This is a genomic window from Salmonella sp. SSDFZ54 (assembly GCF_004010735.1).
Classification (GTDB): Bacteria; Pseudomonadota; Gammaproteobacteria; order Enterobacterales; family Enterobacteriaceae; genus Salmonella; species Salmonella enterica.
On record NZ_CP034819.1, the window covers coordinates 1824138 to 1841181 of the forward strand.

The 17044-nt window shown below is 51.2% G+C and carries 13 protein-coding genes and 1 tRNA gene; 7 read left to right on the top strand and 7 right to left on the bottom strand.

The features are described from left to right. Positions 1-4 precede the first annotated feature (4 nt). Positions 5-2086 carry an ATP-dependent DNA helicase RecG gene (recG, locus tag EOS97_RS09130; protein ID WP_000016751.1) on the top strand — a complete coding sequence of 694 codons (2082 nt, stop codon included), beginning with the start codon at positions 5-7 and terminating at the stop codon, positions 2084-2086. A 35-nt stretch (positions 2087-2121) separates the two neighbouring features. Here the strand turns inward: recG and gltS are convergent, their stop codons facing one another. Further along, the gene (gltS, locus tag EOS97_RS09135) at positions 2122-3327 is read right to left on the bottom strand and encodes a sodium/glutamate symporter (protein WP_000462255.1); all 1206 of its coding nucleotides are present in this window, start codon (positions 3325-3327) and stop codon (positions 2122-2124) included. A 226-nt stretch (positions 3328-3553) separates the two neighbouring features. Between gltS and xanP the strand changes: the two genes are divergently transcribed. Beyond that, positions 3554-4945 (top strand): xanthine/proton symporter XanP, encoded by a 1392-nt coding sequence (gene xanP, locus EOS97_RS09140; RefSeq protein ID WP_000115430.1) that lies wholly within the window; start codon positions 3554-3556, stop codon positions 4943-4945. 120 nt (positions 4946-5065) lie between these two features. Then, complete coding sequence (locus EOS97_RS09145) at positions 5066-6775, top strand: AsmA family protein (protein WP_000766662.1); 1710 nt, start codon at positions 5066-5068, stop codon at positions 6773-6775. Between the two features lie 102 nt (positions 6776-6877). Here EOS97_RS09145 and yicI read toward each other — a convergent pair whose 3' ends face one another. After that, positions 6878-9196, bottom strand: a complete 2319-nt coding sequence (gene yicI, locus EOS97_RS09150; protein ID WP_000703005.1) for an alpha-xylosidase — start codon at positions 9194-9196, stop codon at positions 6878-6880. Between the two features lie 11 nt (positions 9197-9207). Continuing rightward, positions 9208-10590, bottom strand: a complete 1383-nt coding sequence (locus EOS97_RS09155; protein ID WP_000834259.1) for a glycoside-pentoside-hexuronide family transporter — start codon at positions 10588-10590, stop codon at positions 9208-9210. A 287-nt stretch (positions 10591-10877) separates the two neighbouring features. Here EOS97_RS09155 and EOS97_RS09160 point away from each other — a divergent pair. From EOS97_RS09160 to EOS97_RS09175, 4 genes are all read left to right on the top strand, one after another. Beyond that, positions 10878-10972 (top strand) — tRNA-Sec (locus EOS97_RS09160). Positions 10973-11134: 162 nt separating this feature from the next. After that, positions 11135-12325, top strand: a complete 1191-nt coding sequence (locus tag EOS97_RS09165; protein WP_001697482.1) for an integrase arm-type DNA-binding domain-containing protein — start codon at positions 11135-11137, stop codon at positions 12323-12325. Continuing rightward, positions 12318-14414, top strand: coding sequence for a DEAD/DEAH box helicase (locus EOS97_RS09170; RefSeq protein WP_001697485.1), 2097 nt, complete (start codon positions 12318-12320; stop codon positions 14412-14414). The genes EOS97_RS09165 and EOS97_RS09170 overlap by 8 nt, the downstream gene beginning before the upstream one ends. Position 14415: 1 nt before the next feature. Beyond that, a complete protein-coding gene (locus EOS97_RS09175) occupies positions 14416-15069 on the top strand; it encodes a DUF2290 domain-containing protein (protein WP_001697486.1) in 654 nt (217 codons plus the stop codon). Here EOS97_RS09175 and EOS97_RS27165 read toward each other — a convergent pair. Genes EOS97_RS27165 through EOS97_RS09190 form a run of 4 tightly spaced genes read right to left on the bottom strand, consistent with a single transcriptional unit; the run spans position 15012 to position 16837 of the window. Then, the gene (locus EOS97_RS27165; protein WP_223601999.1) at positions 15012-15221 is read right to left on the bottom strand and encodes a hypothetical protein; all 210 of its coding nucleotides are present in this window, start codon (positions 15219-15221) and stop codon (positions 15012-15014) included. The genes EOS97_RS09175 and EOS97_RS27165 overlap by 58 nt on opposite strands. A gap of 52 nt (positions 15222-15273) precedes the next feature. Next, the gene (locus tag EOS97_RS09180) at positions 15274-15846 is read right to left on the bottom strand and encodes a phage polarity suppression protein (protein ID WP_001748909.1); all 573 of its coding nucleotides are present in this window, start codon (positions 15844-15846) and stop codon (positions 15274-15276) included. 14 nt (positions 15847-15860) lie between these two features. After that, complete coding sequence (locus tag EOS97_RS09185; protein ID WP_071666152.1) at positions 15861-16106, bottom strand: ogr/Delta-like zinc finger family protein; 246 nt, start codon at positions 16104-16106, stop codon at positions 15861-15863. Next, positions 16103-16837, bottom strand: a complete 735-nt coding sequence (locus tag EOS97_RS09190) for a hypothetical protein (RefSeq protein ID WP_010835747.1) — start codon at positions 16835-16837, stop codon at positions 16103-16105. The genes EOS97_RS09185 and EOS97_RS09190 overlap by 4 nt, the downstream gene beginning before the upstream one ends. Between the last annotated feature and the right edge of the window lie 207 nt (positions 16838-17044).

Consider the following 17044-nt stretch of genomic DNA (forward strand, 5'->3'; position numbering starts at 1 on the left):
CACCATGTCAGGCCGCTTGTTAGACGCTGTTCCGCTCAATTCCCTGACAGGCGTCGGCGCAGCGCAAAGCAGTAAACTGGCGAAAATTGGCCTGCACACCGTGCAGGACCTCCTGCTCCACCTCCCTCTGCGTTACGAAGACCGCACCCATCTCTACCCCATTGGCGAACTGCTGCCTGGCATCTACGCCACCGTTGAAGGCGAAGTGCTGAACTGCAATATCACTTTCGGCGGTCGTCGGATGATGACCTGCCAGATTAGCGACGGTTCCGGCATTCTTACCATGCGCTTTTTCAATTTTAACGCGGCGATGAAAAACAGCCTGGCGACGGGACGACGTGTGCTGGCCTACGGGGAAGCGAAGCGCGGCAAGTATGGCGCAGAGATGATCCATCCGGAATATCGCCTGCAGGGCGATCTCAGCACGCCGGAACTTCAGGAAACACTCACCCCCGTCTATCCGACCACCGAGGGCGTGAAGCAAGCGACACTGCGCAAGCTTACCGATCAGGCGCTGGAGTTGCTCGACACCTGCGCCATTGCCGAACTACTGCCGCCGGAACTGGCGCAGGGTATGATGAGCCTGCCGGAGGCGCTACGTACCTTGCATCGCCCGCCGCCGACGCTCCAGCTCGCCGATTTAGAAACCGGCAAACACCCAGCGCAGCGGCGGCTTATTCTTGAAGAGCTACTGGCGCATAATCTCAGTATGCTGGCGCTTCGCGCAGGCGCGCAGCGCTATCACGCTCAGCCGCTAAGTACCAACAACATATTGAAAGACAAGCTGCTGGCGTCGTTGCCGTTTAAACCCACCAGCGCGCAGGCGCGGGTGGTGGCAGAGATCGAACGTGATATGGCGCTGGATGTGCCGATGATGCGTCTGGTTCAGGGCGACGTCGGTTCAGGGAAAACGCTGGTTGCCGCCCTGGCGGCGCTACGCGCCATCGCTCATGGTAAGCAGGTGGCGCTGATGGCGCCGACCGAATTGCTGGCTGAACAGCACGCAAATAATTTCCGCAACTGGTTCGAACCGTTGGGCGTTGAAGTGGGTTGGCTGGCCGGTAAGCAAAAAGGTAAAGCGCGTCAGGCGCAGCAAGAGGCTATTGCCAGCGGTCAGGTGCAGATGATTGTCGGCACCCACGCTATCTTCCAGGAACAGGTGCAGTTTAACGGGCTGGCGCTGGTCATTATCGATGAGCAGCACCGCTTTGGCGTCCACCAGCGGCTGGCATTGTGGGAAAAAGGCCAGCAGCAGGGCTTTCATCCGCATCAGTTGATTATGACCGCAACGCCCATTCCTCGCACCCTGGCGATGACTGCCTACGCCGATCTCGATACCTCGGTGATTGACGAGCTACCGCCGGGCCGTACCCCTGTCACTACCGTTGCGATTCCGGATACCCGTCGCCATGAAATCATTGATCGTGTGCGCAACGCCTGCACAACCGAAGGCCGTCAGGCCTACTGGGTCTGTACGCTGATTGAAGAATCTGACCTGCTGGAAGCGCAGGCGGCGGAAGCCACTTGGGAGGAGCTCAAGCTGGCGTTACCGGAGTTGAATATCGGCCTGGTACACGGCCGCATGAAGCCCGCCGAAAAACAGGCGGTGATGCAGGCCTTTAAGCAGGGCGAACTGCAACTGCTGGTCGCCACTACGGTGATTGAGGTGGGGGTCGATGTTCCTAACGCTAGCCTGATGATTATTGAAAACCCGGAGCGACTGGGCCTGGCGCAGTTACACCAGCTCAGAGGACGCGTTGGCCGTGGCGCGGTCGCGTCGCACTGCGTGCTGCTCTATAAATCGCCGTTGTCGAAAACGGCGCAGAAGCGTTTACAGGTATTGCGCGACAGCAACGACGGCTTTGTGATTGCACAAAAAGATTTAGAGATTCGCGGCCCGGGGGAATTACTGGGCACGCGCCAGACGGGTAACGCCGAATTTAAAGTAGCTGATTTGCTGCGCGATCAAGCCATGATCCCCGAAGTTCAGCGTATTGCCCGTCATATTCACGAACGTTATCCGCAGCAGGCACAAGCGCTGATTGAGCGCTGGATGCCGGAAACCGAACGTTATTCCAACGCCTAGTGAGCACGGCGGCTTTAATGCCGCCGTACAAACCCTTATTGCGCGAAAATCGGTAACATCAGGTACAGCTTGATCACCAACGCATTGACGATATCGATAAAGAACGCGCCGACCATCGGCACCACCAGGAACGCCATATGCGAGGGGCCAAAACGGTCGGTAATCGCCTGCATATTAGCAATGGCGGTCGGCGTTGCGCCAAGGCCAAAACCGCAGTGACCCGCCGCCAGCACCGCCGCATCATAGTTTTTCCCCATCATACGCCAGGTGACGAAGATCGCGTACAGCGCCATGAAGATGGTCTGTACCACCAGAATCGCCAGCATCGGCAGCGCCAGCGACGCCAGTTCCCACAGCTTCAGGCTCATCAGCGCCATTGCCAGGAACAGTGACAAACTCACGTTCCCCAGCACCGAAACAGCACGCTCAAATACGCGATAAAAACCCACCAGCGCCAGGCCATTGCTGAGGATCACCCCAACAAATAGCACACAAACGAAGACCGGCAGTTCAAGCACCGTTCCCGCCAGTAGCTGCGCTACGATTTTGCCCACGGTCAGACAGATAGCAATCAGGGCGATAGTTTCGATTAGCACCAGAGAGGTGATCATACGACCCACATCCGGCTTTTCAAAGGCTGTCGGCACGGCCTGATCGTCAGGCATTCCATCCGGCGTGGTGGAGTGTTTCACCAGATAACGCGCTACCGGGCCGCCAATCAACCCGCCCAGCACCAGACCAAAGGTTGCACATGCCATTGCAACTTCGGTGGCACTGGCAAAACCATAACGTTCGACAAACAGTTTACTCCACGCCGCGCCGGTACCGTGTCCGCCGGACAGCGTAATTGACCCGGCAATCAGCCCCATTAACGGGTCCAGCCCCAACAGACTCGCCATGCCGATACCGATGGCATTCTGCATCAGCAGTAATCCGACCACGACGACCAGGAAGACGCCAACAACGCGTCCCCCCTTGCGCAGGCTGGCAAGGTTCGCGTTAAGGCCGATCGTCGCGAAAAACGCCAGCATCAACGGATCGCGCAGGGTCATATCAAAGTTGACCTCCCAACCGACGCTTTTTTTCAGTACCAGCAGAGCAACCGCGACCAGTAACCCCCCTGCCACCGGCTCCGGAATCGTATATTTCTTCAGTAAGGAGACAGACTGGACCAGCTTGCGACCCAGTAGCAGCACCAGCGTGGCGGCGACAAGGGTCGATAAGGTATCGAGTTCAAACATTTAAAGCTCCTGTAGTGCGCTGTGACACGTGCGCACAAATCATTTCCTGAGTCAGTTTTGTAGCTCTTTGCGAGTCTTCGGCATGGATTTTAAGCAGAAAAAGGCAAAAAGTTATATAAAAAGGTGCATTTATCTTTTTTAAATATTAAGAATATTCGCTCGCAATCGTTTGCTTTTACCATCTGGTCAGATAAATCACCGCTTTTCCACCACGAGAATGTCCCTGATGTCCGTTAACGCCATCGAGCCGGCAGATGCGCAACCGGTTGCGCAGACGCAAAACAGCGAATTAATTTACCGTCTTGAAGATCGCCCGCCGCTCCCTCAAACCCTTTTTGCCGCTTGTCAGCATCTGCTGGCCATGTTTGTCGCGGTAATCACGCCAGCGCTGTTAATCTGCCAGGCGTTGGGTTTACCGGCGCAGGATACGCAACACATTATCAGCATGTCGCTGTTCGCCTCCGGCGTAGCCTCTATTATTCAAATCAAAGCGTGGGGGCCGGTAGGATCGGGGCTGTTATCCATCCAGGGAACCAGTTTTAACTTTGTCGCCCCGCTGATTATGGGCGGTACCGCGCTGAAAACCGGCGGCGCGGACGTCCCGACGATGATGGCGGCGCTGTTCGGCACGCTGATGCTGGCAAGCTGCACCGAGATGGTGCTTTCTCGCATTCTACATCTGGCGCGCCGGATTATCACGCCGTTAGTCTCCGGCGTCGTGGTAATGATTATTGGCCTGTCGCTGATTCAGGTGGGGCTAACCTCCATCGGCGGCGGCTATGCCGCCATGAGCGACAACACCTTTGGCGCACCGAAAAACCTGCTGCTGGCCGGCGTCGTCCTGGCCATTATTATCCTGCTGAATCGGCAGCGTAATCCCTACCTGCGCGTGGCTTCTTTGGTTATTGCCATGGCGGCTGGCTATCTTTTGGCCTGGTTTATGGGCATGTTGCCTGAGAATAACACGCCGGTCTCACAGGACATCCTGATGGTGCCGACCCCGCTGTATTATGGTCTGGGCATTGACTGGAACCTGTTACTGCCGTTGATGCTGGTCTTTATGATTACGTCGCTGGAGACCATCGGCGACATCACCGCTACCTCTGATGTCTCCGAGCAGCCGGTATCCGGCCCCTTGTACATGAAACGGCTAAAGGGCGGCGTACTGGCTAACGGCCTGAACTCATTTGTTTCAGCGGTATTTAATACGTTCCCGAATTCCTGTTTCGGTCAGAACAACGGCGTAATTCAGTTGACCGGCGTCGCCAGTCGCTATGTGGGATTTGTCGTCGCGCTGATGCTGATTGTGCTCGGCCTGTTCCCGGCGGTAAGCGGTTTTGTGCAGCATATCCCGGAACCGGTGCTCGGCGGCGCCACGTTGGTGATGTTCGGCACCATTGCCGCCTCCGGGGTGCGTATTGTCTCGCGTGAGCCACTGAACCGCCGCGCGATTCTGATTATCGCCCTGTCGCTAGCCGTGGGTCTTGGCGTCTCGCAACAGCCGCAGATCCTGCAGTTCGCGCCGGAATGGGTGAAAAATCTGCTCTCATCCGGAATTGCCGCTGGCGGCATCACGGCTATCGTGCTGAACCTGATTCTCCCGCCGGAAAAACCGTAAAAACCCTGCGGCGGCGACACGATTCGCCGCTGCTGTAACGCTCTTTCACCATTCCTGTCTTGAGGATTGCACGCAAATCGTGCATAAATCCCCTATGTGCATTTCACGGGATGGAAGACCATGAAATTGATTGGGAGGTTGCTTCTCTACGTGCTGATCGCCTGTTTAGTGGTGATTTTCGGCTTTTATTTTCTGCTGCAAACGCGCTGGGGCGCAGATCATGTCAGCAACTGGGTATCAGAGAACAGCGGTTATCACCTCACATTCGACGTGATGGATCATCGTTTTTCCGCCCCATCCCATCTTTTACTGGAGAATGTGACCTTTGGTCGTGATGGTCAGCCTGCTACCCTGGTCGCGAAAACCGTAGATATCGGTCTGAGCATTCGCCAGTTAACCGCGCCGCTGCATGTCGACACGATTCTGTTACAGGACGGCACGCTGAATATTTCAGTGCAAACCGCCCCTTTCCCGTTTGAGGCCGACCGCCTGCAACTTCGCAATATGGCGCTCAATAGTCCCGGTAGCGAATGGCGGTTGAGCGCCCAGCGCGTTAACGGCGGCGTTATGCCCTGGCGCCCCGAAGCCGGTCGGGTATTGGGCAATAAAGCCCAGATCCAACTGAGCGCCGGTTCGCTGACGTTAAACGACGTTCCCGCCACGAATGTGCTTATTGAAGGCAGTATCGACCATGATCAGGTGATGTTAAACACCGTTGGCGCCGATATGGCGCGCGGAGCGTTAACCGGCGTCGCCCGGCGTAACGCTGATGGTAGTTGGGTCGTTGAAAATCTGCGGCTGAATGATATTCGGTTACAAAGCGATAAATCCCTGAGCGAGTTTTTCGCGCCGCTTACTACGGTTCCATCTTTGCAGATTGGTCGTCTTGAAGTTACGGACTCCAGCCTGCAAGGACCAGACTGGGCAGTCACCGATCTTGACCTGAGTTTGCGCAATCTGACTCTGCGCAAAGAAGACTGGCAAAGTCAGGAAGGTAAATTATCGATGAACGCCAGCGAGTTTATTTACGGCTCGCTGCACTTGCTCGATCCAATCCTGAACGCCGAATTTTCACCACAGGGCGTTGCGCTACGCCAGTTCACTACCCGCTGGGAAGGCGGTATGGTCAGAACTTCCGGCGCCTGGTTACGCGAAGGCAAAGCGCTTATTCTGGACGATACCGCTATCGCCGGGCTGGAGTATACGCTGCCGGAAAACTGGAAGCAGTTATGGATGAAGCCGTTGCCCGACTGGCTGAACAGCCTGACGCTGAAAAAATTCAGCGCCAGCCGCAATCTGGTGATTGATATCGACCCGGCCTTCCCGTGGCAAATCACCGCCCTTGACGGCTACGGCGCAAACCTGGAGCTGGTACAACATCATCAATGGGGCGTCTGGAGCGGCAATGCGACCCTCAACGCCGCAGCGGCAACCTTTAACCGTGTGGACGTGCGCCGCCCGTCGCTGTCGTTGACGGCTAATGCCAGCACGGTCAACATCAGCGATCTGAGCGCGTTTACTGGAAAAGGGATACTGGAAGCCACTGCCAGCGTATCGCAACTGCCGCAGCGTCAGACGCAAATCAGCCTGAACGGACGCGGCGTACCAATGGATGTGCTACAGCAGTGGGGCTGGCCGGCATTACCGATTGCTGGCGATGGCAATATTCAGCTCACGGCCAGCGGCAATATTCAGGCCGATGCGCCGTTGAAACCGACGGTAAACGGGCAATTACACGCGGTCAACGCACAAAAGCAGCAGATAACGCAGACGATGCAAGCGGGCGTGGTGTCCGGCGGTGAAGTTACGTCAACGGAGCCAGCGCTGTAATTGAGGGCTTGCCCGGTGGCGATGGCGCTTACCGGGCTTACGGTTCTTGCTCATTTGTAGGCCGGATAAGCGCAGCTCACGGCGCCATCCGGCGATTCAGATTTAAAGCGTAATTACCACTTCATTTCCCTGCGGGGTGACCACTACGCCCAGTTCACTTCCCGCATATGAACCGCATTTGGTACCGCTAATCTGCGTAATATTACGCAGACACAGCGTCCAGTTGCGCGCCTCGCCTTCGCCGCTCACCGTAATGGTATTGCCTGTGCGTTTCGCCTGCAACGTAAAGATAGTCGAACCATCCGTAGCAGGGACTTCGCAGACCGCTTCGCAACCGTCATCCAGATGGAATAACTGGAAGGCCGTACCCTCATGCCAGGCGTAATCGGGCTTCTGGCTATTGTTGCCCAACGCCAGTAGTGTATTGTCACGCACGTACACTGGCAGACTCAGGAAGTCATGCTGCTGTTTATGCCAGCGGCTGCCCTGCACTTCATCGTTGCGCCACAGGTGCGTCCAGCGGCCTTCTGGCAGGTAGAACTCCACGTCGCCCGCTTCACTAAATACCGGCGCTACCATGACCGCATCTCCCAGCATGTACTGGCGATCAAGATAATCACACGCCGGATCGTCCGGGAACTCCAGCATCATCGCCCGCAACATTGGCGTACCGGCTTCGTTGGCACGCGCCGCTTCCCGATACAGATATGGCATCATCCGGCACTTCTGTTCGGTGAAGAAGCGCACCACGTCACAGGACTCGTCGTCATAGGCCCACGGAACCCGGTAGGATTTGCTACCGTGCAGGCGGCTGTGGCTGGAGAGCAAGCCGAATGCGCACCAACGCTTGTAGACATGCGCCGGCGCGGTATTCTCGAATCCGCCAATATCATGACTCCAGAAGCCAAACCCTGACAGGCCGATGGACAGCCCGCCGCGCAGGCTTTCCGCCATCGATTCGTAGTTGGCGTAACAGTCGCCGCCCCAGTGCACCGGGAACTGTTGCGCGCCCACCGAGGCGGAACGGGCGAACAGCACCGCCTCTTCAACGCCCACGGTCTCTTTCAGCACGTTCCACACCAGTTCGTTGTAGATGTAGGCATAATGGTTGTGCATTTTCTGTGGATCTGAACCATCAAACCACTGCACATCCGTTGGAATGCGTTCGCCGAAGTCAGTTTTGAAGCAGTCCACTCCCATCTCCACCAGGCCCTTCAGCTTGTCGGCATACCATTCGCAGGCTTGCGGGTTGGTGAAGTCGTAAATCGCCAGTCCCGGCTGCCATTTATCCCACTGCCACAAGGAGCCGTCCGGGCGTTTTAGCAAATATCCTTTCTCTTTCAGCTCCTGGAAGACCGGGGATTTCTGGCCGATGTAGGGGTTAATCCACACGCAGACTTTCAGCCCTTTCGCTTTCAGGCGGCGAATCATCCCTTTCGGATCGGGGAAAGTCACCGGGTCCCATTCAAAATCGCACCACTGAAAAGCTTTCATCCAGAAACAGTCGAAGTGGAAGACGTGCAGCGGCAGATTGCGCTCGGCCATACCGTCGATAAAGCTGTTAACGGTCGCTTCGTCGTAGTTGGTGGTAAATGAGGTGGTCAGCCACAGGCCAAACGACCAGGCGGGCGGCAGCGCCGGACGACCCGTAAATTGGGTATAGCGGTTCAGCACGTCTTTCGGGGTCGGGCCGTCGATGACGAAGTATTCCAGATACTCGCTCTCAACGCTGAACTGGACTTTGGAGACTTTCTCGGAGCCAATTTCAAACGACACGCACTGCGGATGGTTTACCAGCACACCGTAGCCACGGTTGGTGATATAGAACGGGATGTTCTTGTAAGACTGTTCGGTACTGGTGCCGCCGTCGCGGTTCCAGGTCTCCACCGTCTGACCGTTACGCACCAGCGCGGTAAAGCGCTCGCCCAGCCCGTAGACGGTTTCGCCCACGCCGAGATCCAGACGCTCGAACATGTAGTTGCGCCCGCTATTGGTGTCCTGCACATAGCCGTTATTTTTCAACTGACTACCGGTGATACGTACACCGTTGCGCAGAAAATCCAGAGACCAGATCTCGCCTTTGGTGACGCGCACGCTCAGGCTGCCGCTCTTGAGTTCGGCAAATTCGGCGTTGTTCCGCATCTCCACGTTGATATCTTGCAAGACATTGAGCGGATAATGTGGGCCGTTATCCAAAGCGCCCTGGAAGTGTTCCATCCGTACACCTATCACTCCTTCCTGCGGCGAGAAAAAGCGCAGGGTAAACAACGGGGTATCCAGTTGCCAGGTTCGTTCGCGGACATCGCGCGGCGCGGCATAGACCACCATCTCATTCCCGTGCTGTTCAACGTCGAACACCTGAACCGGGTGAATCAAATTAAGGCCAGGCTGGATCAGCCAGTTTCCGTCGCTAATTTTCATAGTCTGTTCCTTTAGTTTTGCAATTCTTTATGGGTAAATTCTTGTTCGTTGCGGTGTGCGCCCTGCGCTAGTTGTTCCAGAATGGTTTTCAGGAACGGGCTTTTCAGGGTGTAGTAGCGTTTAGCGATCGCGGCGCTCAGCAGATAACAGATGGCCGGAACGATAGTGAACAGAGCGATGATGATGCTGATCGTGGCGCTGTTTTGCGTTTTCGCCGCCGCGTCGTAACCGCCGCCTGCCAGCATCCAGCCAATCAGCGCCCCGCCGAGGGCAAGACCCAGTTTCAGCACGAACAACGTGCCGGCAAAACTGATCCCCGTCAGGCGTTTGCCGTTACACCATTCGCCGTAGTCGACGGTGTCAGACATCATCACCCACTGGATAGGCGTGACTAACTGGTGCAATACGCCAATCACAAAGATAAAGACGAACATAGCGATCGTGGCGTGCATCGGTACGAAGAACATCGCCACGCTGATTACTGCGAGTAAAGCATTGGTCCACCAGAAAACGCTCACTTTGCATTTCCAGTCGGTCAACGGTTTTGCCAGCGCCGAGCCAATCAGGTTGCCGACGCAATAGGTGGTGAGGAAGGCGACAAACACGCCCGGTTTGCCCAATATCCAGGTGACGTAATACATCATCGCCCCGCCGCGCACGCATACCGCCAGAATATTCAGGATGGTGAGCAGGCCGACTATGCGCCACTGGTCGTTGTGCCAGATATCACGCAGGTCTTCACGCATGGAGGTATGGGTGGCAGGCGCTTCAACGCGCTCTTTGGTGGTAAAGAAGCAGAACGCCAGCATCAGGAACGCCACCACCGAGAGCGCCGCGATACCCCCCTGGAAGCCCAGCGCCTTATTCTCGCCGCCAATCAGTTTCACCAGAGGCATCATCAGTACGGTAGAAAGCATTCCGCCCGCCGTTGCCAGCACAAAGCGCCAGGATTGCAGGGAGATACGCTGCGTTGGGTCATTGGTTATTACACCCCCCAACGCGCAATAAGGGATGTTGACCACAGTGTACAGAAGGGTAAGCAACGTGTAGGTGATGGCGGCATAAATCATTTTGCCGTTCAGACTGAGATCCGGCGTGCTATAAGCCAGCACGCAAACGATACCAAACGGCAACGCGCCAAACAGCACCCAGGGTCGGAATTTGCCCCAGCGAGAGCGGGTGCGGTCGGCTAGCAGGCCCATGCAAGGGTCGGAGATGGCATCAAGCGCACGCGCCAGTAAAAACATGGTGCCAACAAAACCAGCGGGAATGCCGAAAATATCGGTATAGAAGAACATCATATATAACATGACGTTATCAAAGATGATGTGGCTCGCGGCATCGCCCATACCATAGCCAATCTTCTCCTTAACGGAGAGAATCTCACTTTTCATTACGCATCCTTAACGCTTACAACGCTCACTGATACCGGTTACAGTTTTTGTAAACCTTCCCTGCGAGCGTGAATATTCCGTTATTTGGTTATCAAATTACGATTCTTGTTTTCTGTGATCAGGGTAGCGTCAAAAAGTGTGATGAAATGTAACTAATGGATTTTATGGGGGTTTATATGAAACCGATCATGGCAGAAGGAAAGGGAAGTTAAAAAAGCACGGGAGGGGATGTGGAAACGCCAGGAAGTAGCTATAATGCGCGCGCCTCCATGTAGCAATCGAGGCGCGGAAGATCGTCGTCTCCGGTGAGGCGGCTGGACTTCAAATCCAGTTGGGGCCGCCAGCGGTCCCGGGCAGGTTCGACTCCTGTGATCTTCCGCCAAACTTCATCCAGCCAGTTCCGAGATACTCCATAAAATCCTTTATATTCAATATTATAAATAATCATCTTGTCCGTAATAGTCCGAGATCATCTCCCTGAATCCGCGAAAAATATGTATAGTAATGTGTATAGAATCTTCATACGCAGTTTTCAGTTATACACATGGCTCTAACCGATATACAAATCAAACGCGCAAAACCACAAGACAAACCATATACAATGAATGATGGGCACGGTTTGTCACTACTCATCAAGCCAGACGGTTCAAAGGGCTGGCGCTTCCGCTTTCGTTTCGCCGGTAAAGCACGGCTAATGTCATTTGGTAGTTACGAACTTGTTAGCCTCGCAGAAGCACGAGAGAAACGTGATACTGCACGTAAGCAGGTAGCAAACGGCATAGACCCAGTAGAAGAACGGAAGGCTCAGAAACTTGCTCAAAAATTATCAACTGAAAATTCTTTTGAGTCAGTTAGCAGAGAATGGCATGCAGCAAAAGCAGATCGCTGGACTATCGCTTATCGGGAGGAAATTATTAAAACATTCGAACAGGATGTTTTTCCTTTCATTGGTAAACGCCCAATATCTGAAATTAAGCCATTAGAACTGCTTGAAGTACTTAAGCGCATCGAAAAACGTGGAGCGTTGGAGAAAACCAGAAAAGTTCGCCAACGATGTGGAGAAGTGTTTCGCTACGCGATCATCACTGGCCGTGCTGAATACAATCCGGCGCCTGATTTAGCAATCGCTTTGGCTATTCCCAAGCAAAAGCATCATCCGTTTTTATCCGCGGAAGAGCTACCTCATTTTGTTAGAGATCTAGAGTCATATACTGGAAGTATTATTACCAAAAACGCAACCAAGATCCTAATGATGACAGGAGTCAGGACGCAGGAAATGCGTTTTGCAACTTGGAGTGAAATTGATTTGATAAAAGGTATCTGGGAAATACCTGCTGAACGGATGAAAATGCGTCGGCCACATATAGTACCTTTATCATCTCAGGTAATTGAACTGTTTAAACAACTACAACCGATAACATCGGACTATCCCTATGTTTTTATTGGCAGAAATGATCGTAGAAAACCGATAAGCAAAGAAAGTGTAAACCAAGTTATTGAATCATTAGGTTATAAGGGAAGAACTACTGGTCATGGTTTTAGGCATACACTATCGACAATTCTTCATGAAATGGGATTTGAGAGCGCATGGATTGAGATTCAGCTCGCACATGTTGATAAGAATACTATCCGAGGCACATATAATCATGCTTTGTATCTTGATAAAAGAAAATATATGATGCAAAAATACTCGGATTTTTTGATGAATTTATCTACCGGAGTTCAAAATGATTGAAATATTGGGAATGAAACCTCAGAATCATACTGTTTCTGATATTCTAGAAAATTCAATAAGAAAGATAAATGATATAACTGGATATTATTATCGCGGTTTTCCTGTTATTTTTCTGAGCGAAAACAATGTTACTCTTGATGGTCTAATTTGCTCATCAAAGCATGGTGTTGTCATTTTCCATTTCAATGAGGAAAGAGAGTTAACCCAAGATGATATTGATATCATTGACGAAATGCACATGAAATTCGTCGCAAAACTTTCTGAAGTAAAAGCACTGACTAAAAACAGAATATTAAACGTACCTGTGAACAGTATTGTTTTCGCACCAAACTGTATAAATATTGATGATTTTGATTGTGACAGTGGTTTAAGCATTAGTTCCAATGTTGATGAAATATTATCTATTCTCAATGACATTACCTGGGATGATGGTTCCCTTCTTGAAACTTTACTATCCCATGTTCAATCACTTTCAAAATTGAAGCCCAAGAGAAAAAGAAGCTATGTCAGACAGATTGACTCAAAGGGTAGCGTACTAAAAAAATTGGAGAATTCACTTGCCACTCTTGATTCTAGTCAAACGACTGCCGTCTTGGTCAATATTGATAATGTCCAAAGGATTCGTGGGCTTGCTGGCTCAGGTAAGACTATTGTTCTCGCTCGAAAAATTGCACATATACACTCACAAAATCCTCACTGGAAAATAGCAGTTACTTTCAATAGTCGCTCTCTCAAAGAGCAACTAAAACATTTAGTCTCAGCATTCGCAGATGATAATGGAATTGATTGGGATAACGTAGACATTATTCATGCCTGGGGCGGCTCTAAAACAGAAGGTTTATATTACAACGCATGTGTGGCACATAATATACCTTATTACGATTATAACGGCGCACGTCGTCTTGCAGAATTTAATGAAACACCTTTTCAGGCTGCCTGTAAGAACTTCCTCGATAATAAAAAAGAAGATAAGAAATTATATGATTTCATCCTTATTGATGAGGCTCAAGATTTTTCAATTGAGTTTCTCCGCATATGTTATTCTTTGCTAGGGGAAAAGAAACGATTAGTTTACGCTTATGATGAATTACAAAATCTTGGGGATTCATCCATGCCTTCTCCTGAACAAATTTGGGGAGTAGACGAGCATGGAAAACCAATTGTTAGTTTCACCAGTGAAGAACAAGATATAACTTTAGACATTTGTTATCGAAATCCAGGCCCAATCTTAACCACGGCTCATGCTTTAGGGTTTGGTATTTATCATAAACCAATAATTCAGATGTTTGATTTTGAAGGATTATGGACAGAGATTGGTTATGAAAAAATAGATGGTGAATTAGTTGAGGGAAAGGAGGTTATATTATCAAGGACAACGAAATCTAGCCCATCCCTATTGAGTGCACATAACTCAATTGATGAGATGATCCAGTTTGTTAAATTTGAAGACAAGCATTCTCAATCTAATTGGATTGCGCAGGAAATATTTAAAAATATTCATGAGGAAGAGATATTACCTAGCGACATTGTTGTAATTCACCCAGATACAATACGTATGAGAAATGAAGTAGGTTATCTGCGTGACCTTTTATTCCAAAACGGAATTAATACATCTATAGCTGGAATTACAAGCTCTCCTGATGAGTTTTTCTCAGACAATAGTGTAACATTTACATCCATATTCAGAGCAAAGGGAAACGAAGCAGCTATGGTATACATCATGGATGCTCATTATTGCAACGTGGATTATGAACTGGCAAAGCGTAGAAATATCCTTTTTACTGCAATGACAAGAACTAAAGCATGGCTTCGTGTATGTGGTGTGGGTTCTTCCTTTGATGGCCTGATTAACGAATACAATGAGGTGAAACAAAGAGGATTTAAACTGGAATTTACATACCCAACAGAAGCAGAGCGTAAAAAAATGCGACTGGTGAACAGGGATATGACTTCTCAAGAGAGAAAAAGAGTACACCAAGCTAAATTGAACGCCCATAATCTCATGGTTCTATTGGATGGACAAGTTAGAGTTGAAGATATACCAGAAGAGTTACGCCTTGCTTTAATTAAGCAACTGAAGGGTGAATGAGATGAACTCAAGTAGCATTTGCGCAGCAATTAGAAAAATCACATCTCATCTGATATCAGTGGGTATCAGTGACGCACAAAACTATCCTGTAATAACACGGGATAAAGAATATTATTATGTCAGCTATAGCGGATTCGCTGATACTTCAATTGCATTAAGAAATATTGAGTATGTTGATATCTATAACTTCTTGGACGAAAAAAGGCAATATAATATCAAATTATTAGATGGTGGGTTACTCCATCTTTTATTTCAGTTTGATCGTCGAATGAAACTTGTAAAAGAAAGACTATGTTATTTCCCCGCGCCTAATTACGAATCATTCCAGAATGACCCTGAGTTATATTTAGACGAAAGCAACTTTTATGCTGACATTGTCCAAAAATCAATTTTACCCGTTCCGATACGAGTGGATTATGCCCCTGATGACGCTAATGATGTTATTCATCCAGCAGCACACCTAACCCTAGGTCAGTTTAAAAATTGCCGGATACCATTGTCGTCACCATTATGTCCGGTAACGTTTGTGAAATTTATTTTAAGCTCTTTTTATAATACTGCTTATCATGATTTTGGTTTTGAAATGGAACGGTTAGTTCATCCCAACACCATTACACCGAGAGAGAGAGGAATGTTACATTTTTCAATTGAGTAATGTTTTACTCTCGTGCGCGCAGTGCTTTCCCCGCCTCGCCCGCCCGCTTTGCAGGGCGGTTTTAATGCAGTTGCACAGTCACGCTCAGGCCGTGCCGGGCGTGGCCTGGTCTGCAGGAAATGAGGCGGGAAAACGCATGCAAAGCCATGCACCTTATCGATGCATGGCTTTTTTCAGTAAAAACGGGCGGATTTTCGGGGAATTTTACACAGACTGACGTGATGCCAGTTCTGCACTTTTACGCGAAAAAATCATGTTCTGCGCAGGGGTGAATTTTTCACGGCTGTCGTCCACCGAAGCCACGTCAGGCCTGAATCCGATGGTCGTTAAAATGTCGCTATCCTGTGCGGAATAATTAATTTTTTCCCCCTTCGCAAGCCAGGACAGAAGGGCTTCACGCAGGGCATCTGTGGTACGCTGTATGGCACAGTTTCGGGCAATGGCCGTCAGCTCACTGTAGCCCATCAGCTCCGGTGCCAGTGCCGCCGCCAGTGCTGTGCCGTGCTGCTGCATAAAATCATTCAGCCGGTAGCGGATGCTGATGTGCTGAACGGCTTCATGCGAACGAATATAACGACCGGCGGCCTGATTCACCTGCCATTTTCTGACTTCGATAATATTGCGTAATTCGTCCAGGCGACTGACGCTTCTGCCTTCTCCTGACTGAAGCCGCAGATATTCCTGTTCGGCCGCAGCCAGTTCATTTTTGCGCTGAAGCCATGCCGCTTTGTTATTCTGGCAGACCTCAAAAGCCTGCTGTAATGACATTGTGGTCACACCCCGTCTCCTGATTAATGGTTGAATGGTGAGCTGTAACAGCCTTTAACTTTTCGGACAACAGCCGGTGCTGTGCTTGCCGATGCTGGTTTTTCCTCCGTGACCGGAGAACGAATCACGGCACAAATTGACTCATGCGTTTTAAATGTCGCCGAACAGTAAATATTCTGGCACTGCAGATAACTTTCTTTGACATTGTCACTCACATACCGGCTGGTGCGGGTATGCGCTGAATGACGACAGAAAGGGCAGCGCATCATGACAGCAGTCCTCTGGCCTTAAGCTCTGCTCCCTGCTGGTCTATTTTGTCCTGCCACACCTTGCGCTGTGCCGGTGTGCCTGCCACCTCATAATCCATGTGCGGGAGTGTTGCCGCTGACAGTCCGGTCAGCCGGAGAACCGGCTCGCCGGTGAGGCTGATTTGCATCTGTTTAATTTTCTGTTCCAGCGATGATTTCACCTGCTGCATGACAGCCTTTTCCGGTGCGACGTAGCCCTGATGGCCGGTGGTGTTGGCGAGCGGATTTTCCTGTACCAGAATGCTCAGATGCATTGCCCGGACAAGCGCCTCACAGGTTTCATTCAGGGCGTGTTCCAGCTCATGCTCTGCATACAGACTCAGAAGGTGATGATGTGCCTTCCGGTAGGCGGTGGCCGTGCTGTCACACGCCCCTTTCAGGCGTTCGCGTTCAAAATTCAGCACCACGGCCAGATTGTCATATTCCTGTACCAGCTCCCGGCGTGCCACGCGCTCAATGTGGCGCTGTTTCAGCTCGTCGCTCAGGACACCACCGGCTGCACGAAAGGCCGTGCGCCAGTCGTCAGCGTCGTTTTCGTCGGCCTGCGCCAGCGCATTTTTTTCCTGCTCTGCCCGTTCAATGGCCGTGACGGTCTCATCCATCAGGCGGGCGTTCTCAAGATGGGCGGCTCTGGCCTTTTCCAGTTGTGCCAGCGCGGGTTGCAGATATTCAGGGATGGTGTTGTCAGACATTTTCCGGCTCCTCGTCACTTCAGGTTAAGAAAATTGTGACGTACACCGGACAACAACACGACGCATTGCAGATGTGCCAGCCCTGACACAGGAGACTCATCCTCAGACCGGCAAGCCAGGAAAAGGTCGCAGGAAAAACCGGCTTACTGTTTGTTTTTTTATATTTTACTGTTCACCTCTGTTCACCATAAGAAAAAAGATAAGTAA

What these genes read in the sequence shown, in the direction of transcription:
- gltS (WP_000462255.1), bottom strand. Translation starts at nt 3,327, where the DNA reads ATGTTTGAACTCGATACCTTATCGACCCTTGTCGCCGCCACGCTGGTG.
- xanP (WP_000115430.1), top strand. Translation starts at nt 3,554, where the DNA reads ATGTCCGTTAACGCCATCGAGCCGGCAGATGCGCAACCGGTTGCGCAG.
- EOS97_RS09185 (WP_071666152.1), bottom strand. Translation starts at nt 16,106, where the DNA reads ATGATGCGCTGCCCTTTCTGTCGTCATTCAGCGCATACCCGCACCAGC.
- EOS97_RS09155 (WP_000834259.1), bottom strand. Translation starts at nt 10,590, where the DNA reads ATGAAAAGTGAGATTCTCTCCGTTAAGGAGAAGATTGGCTATGGTATG.
- EOS97_RS09145 (WP_000766662.1), top strand. Translation starts at nt 5,066, where the DNA reads ATGAAATTGATTGGGAGGTTGCTTCTCTACGTGCTGATCGCCTGTTTA.
- EOS97_RS09170 (WP_001697485.1), top strand. Translation starts at nt 12,318, where the DNA reads ATGATTGAAATATTGGGAATGAAACCTCAGAATCATACTGTTTCTGAT.
- EOS97_RS09175 (WP_001697486.1), top strand. Translation starts at nt 14,416, where the DNA reads ATGAACTCAAGTAGCATTTGCGCAGCAATTAGAAAAATCACATCTCAT.
- recG (WP_000016751.1), top strand. Translation starts at nt 5, where the DNA reads ATGTCAGGCCGCTTGTTAGACGCTGTTCCGCTCAATTCCCTGACAGGC.
- EOS97_RS09165 (WP_001697482.1), top strand. Translation starts at nt 11,135, where the DNA reads ATGGCTCTAACCGATATACAAATCAAACGCGCAAAACCACAAGACAAA.
- EOS97_RS09190 (WP_010835747.1), bottom strand. Translation starts at nt 16,837, where the DNA reads ATGTCTGACAACACCATCCCTGAATATCTGCAACCCGCGCTGGCACAA.
- yicI (WP_000703005.1), bottom strand. Translation starts at nt 9,196, where the DNA reads ATGAAAATTAGCGACGGAAACTGGCTGATCCAGCCTGGCCTTAATTTG.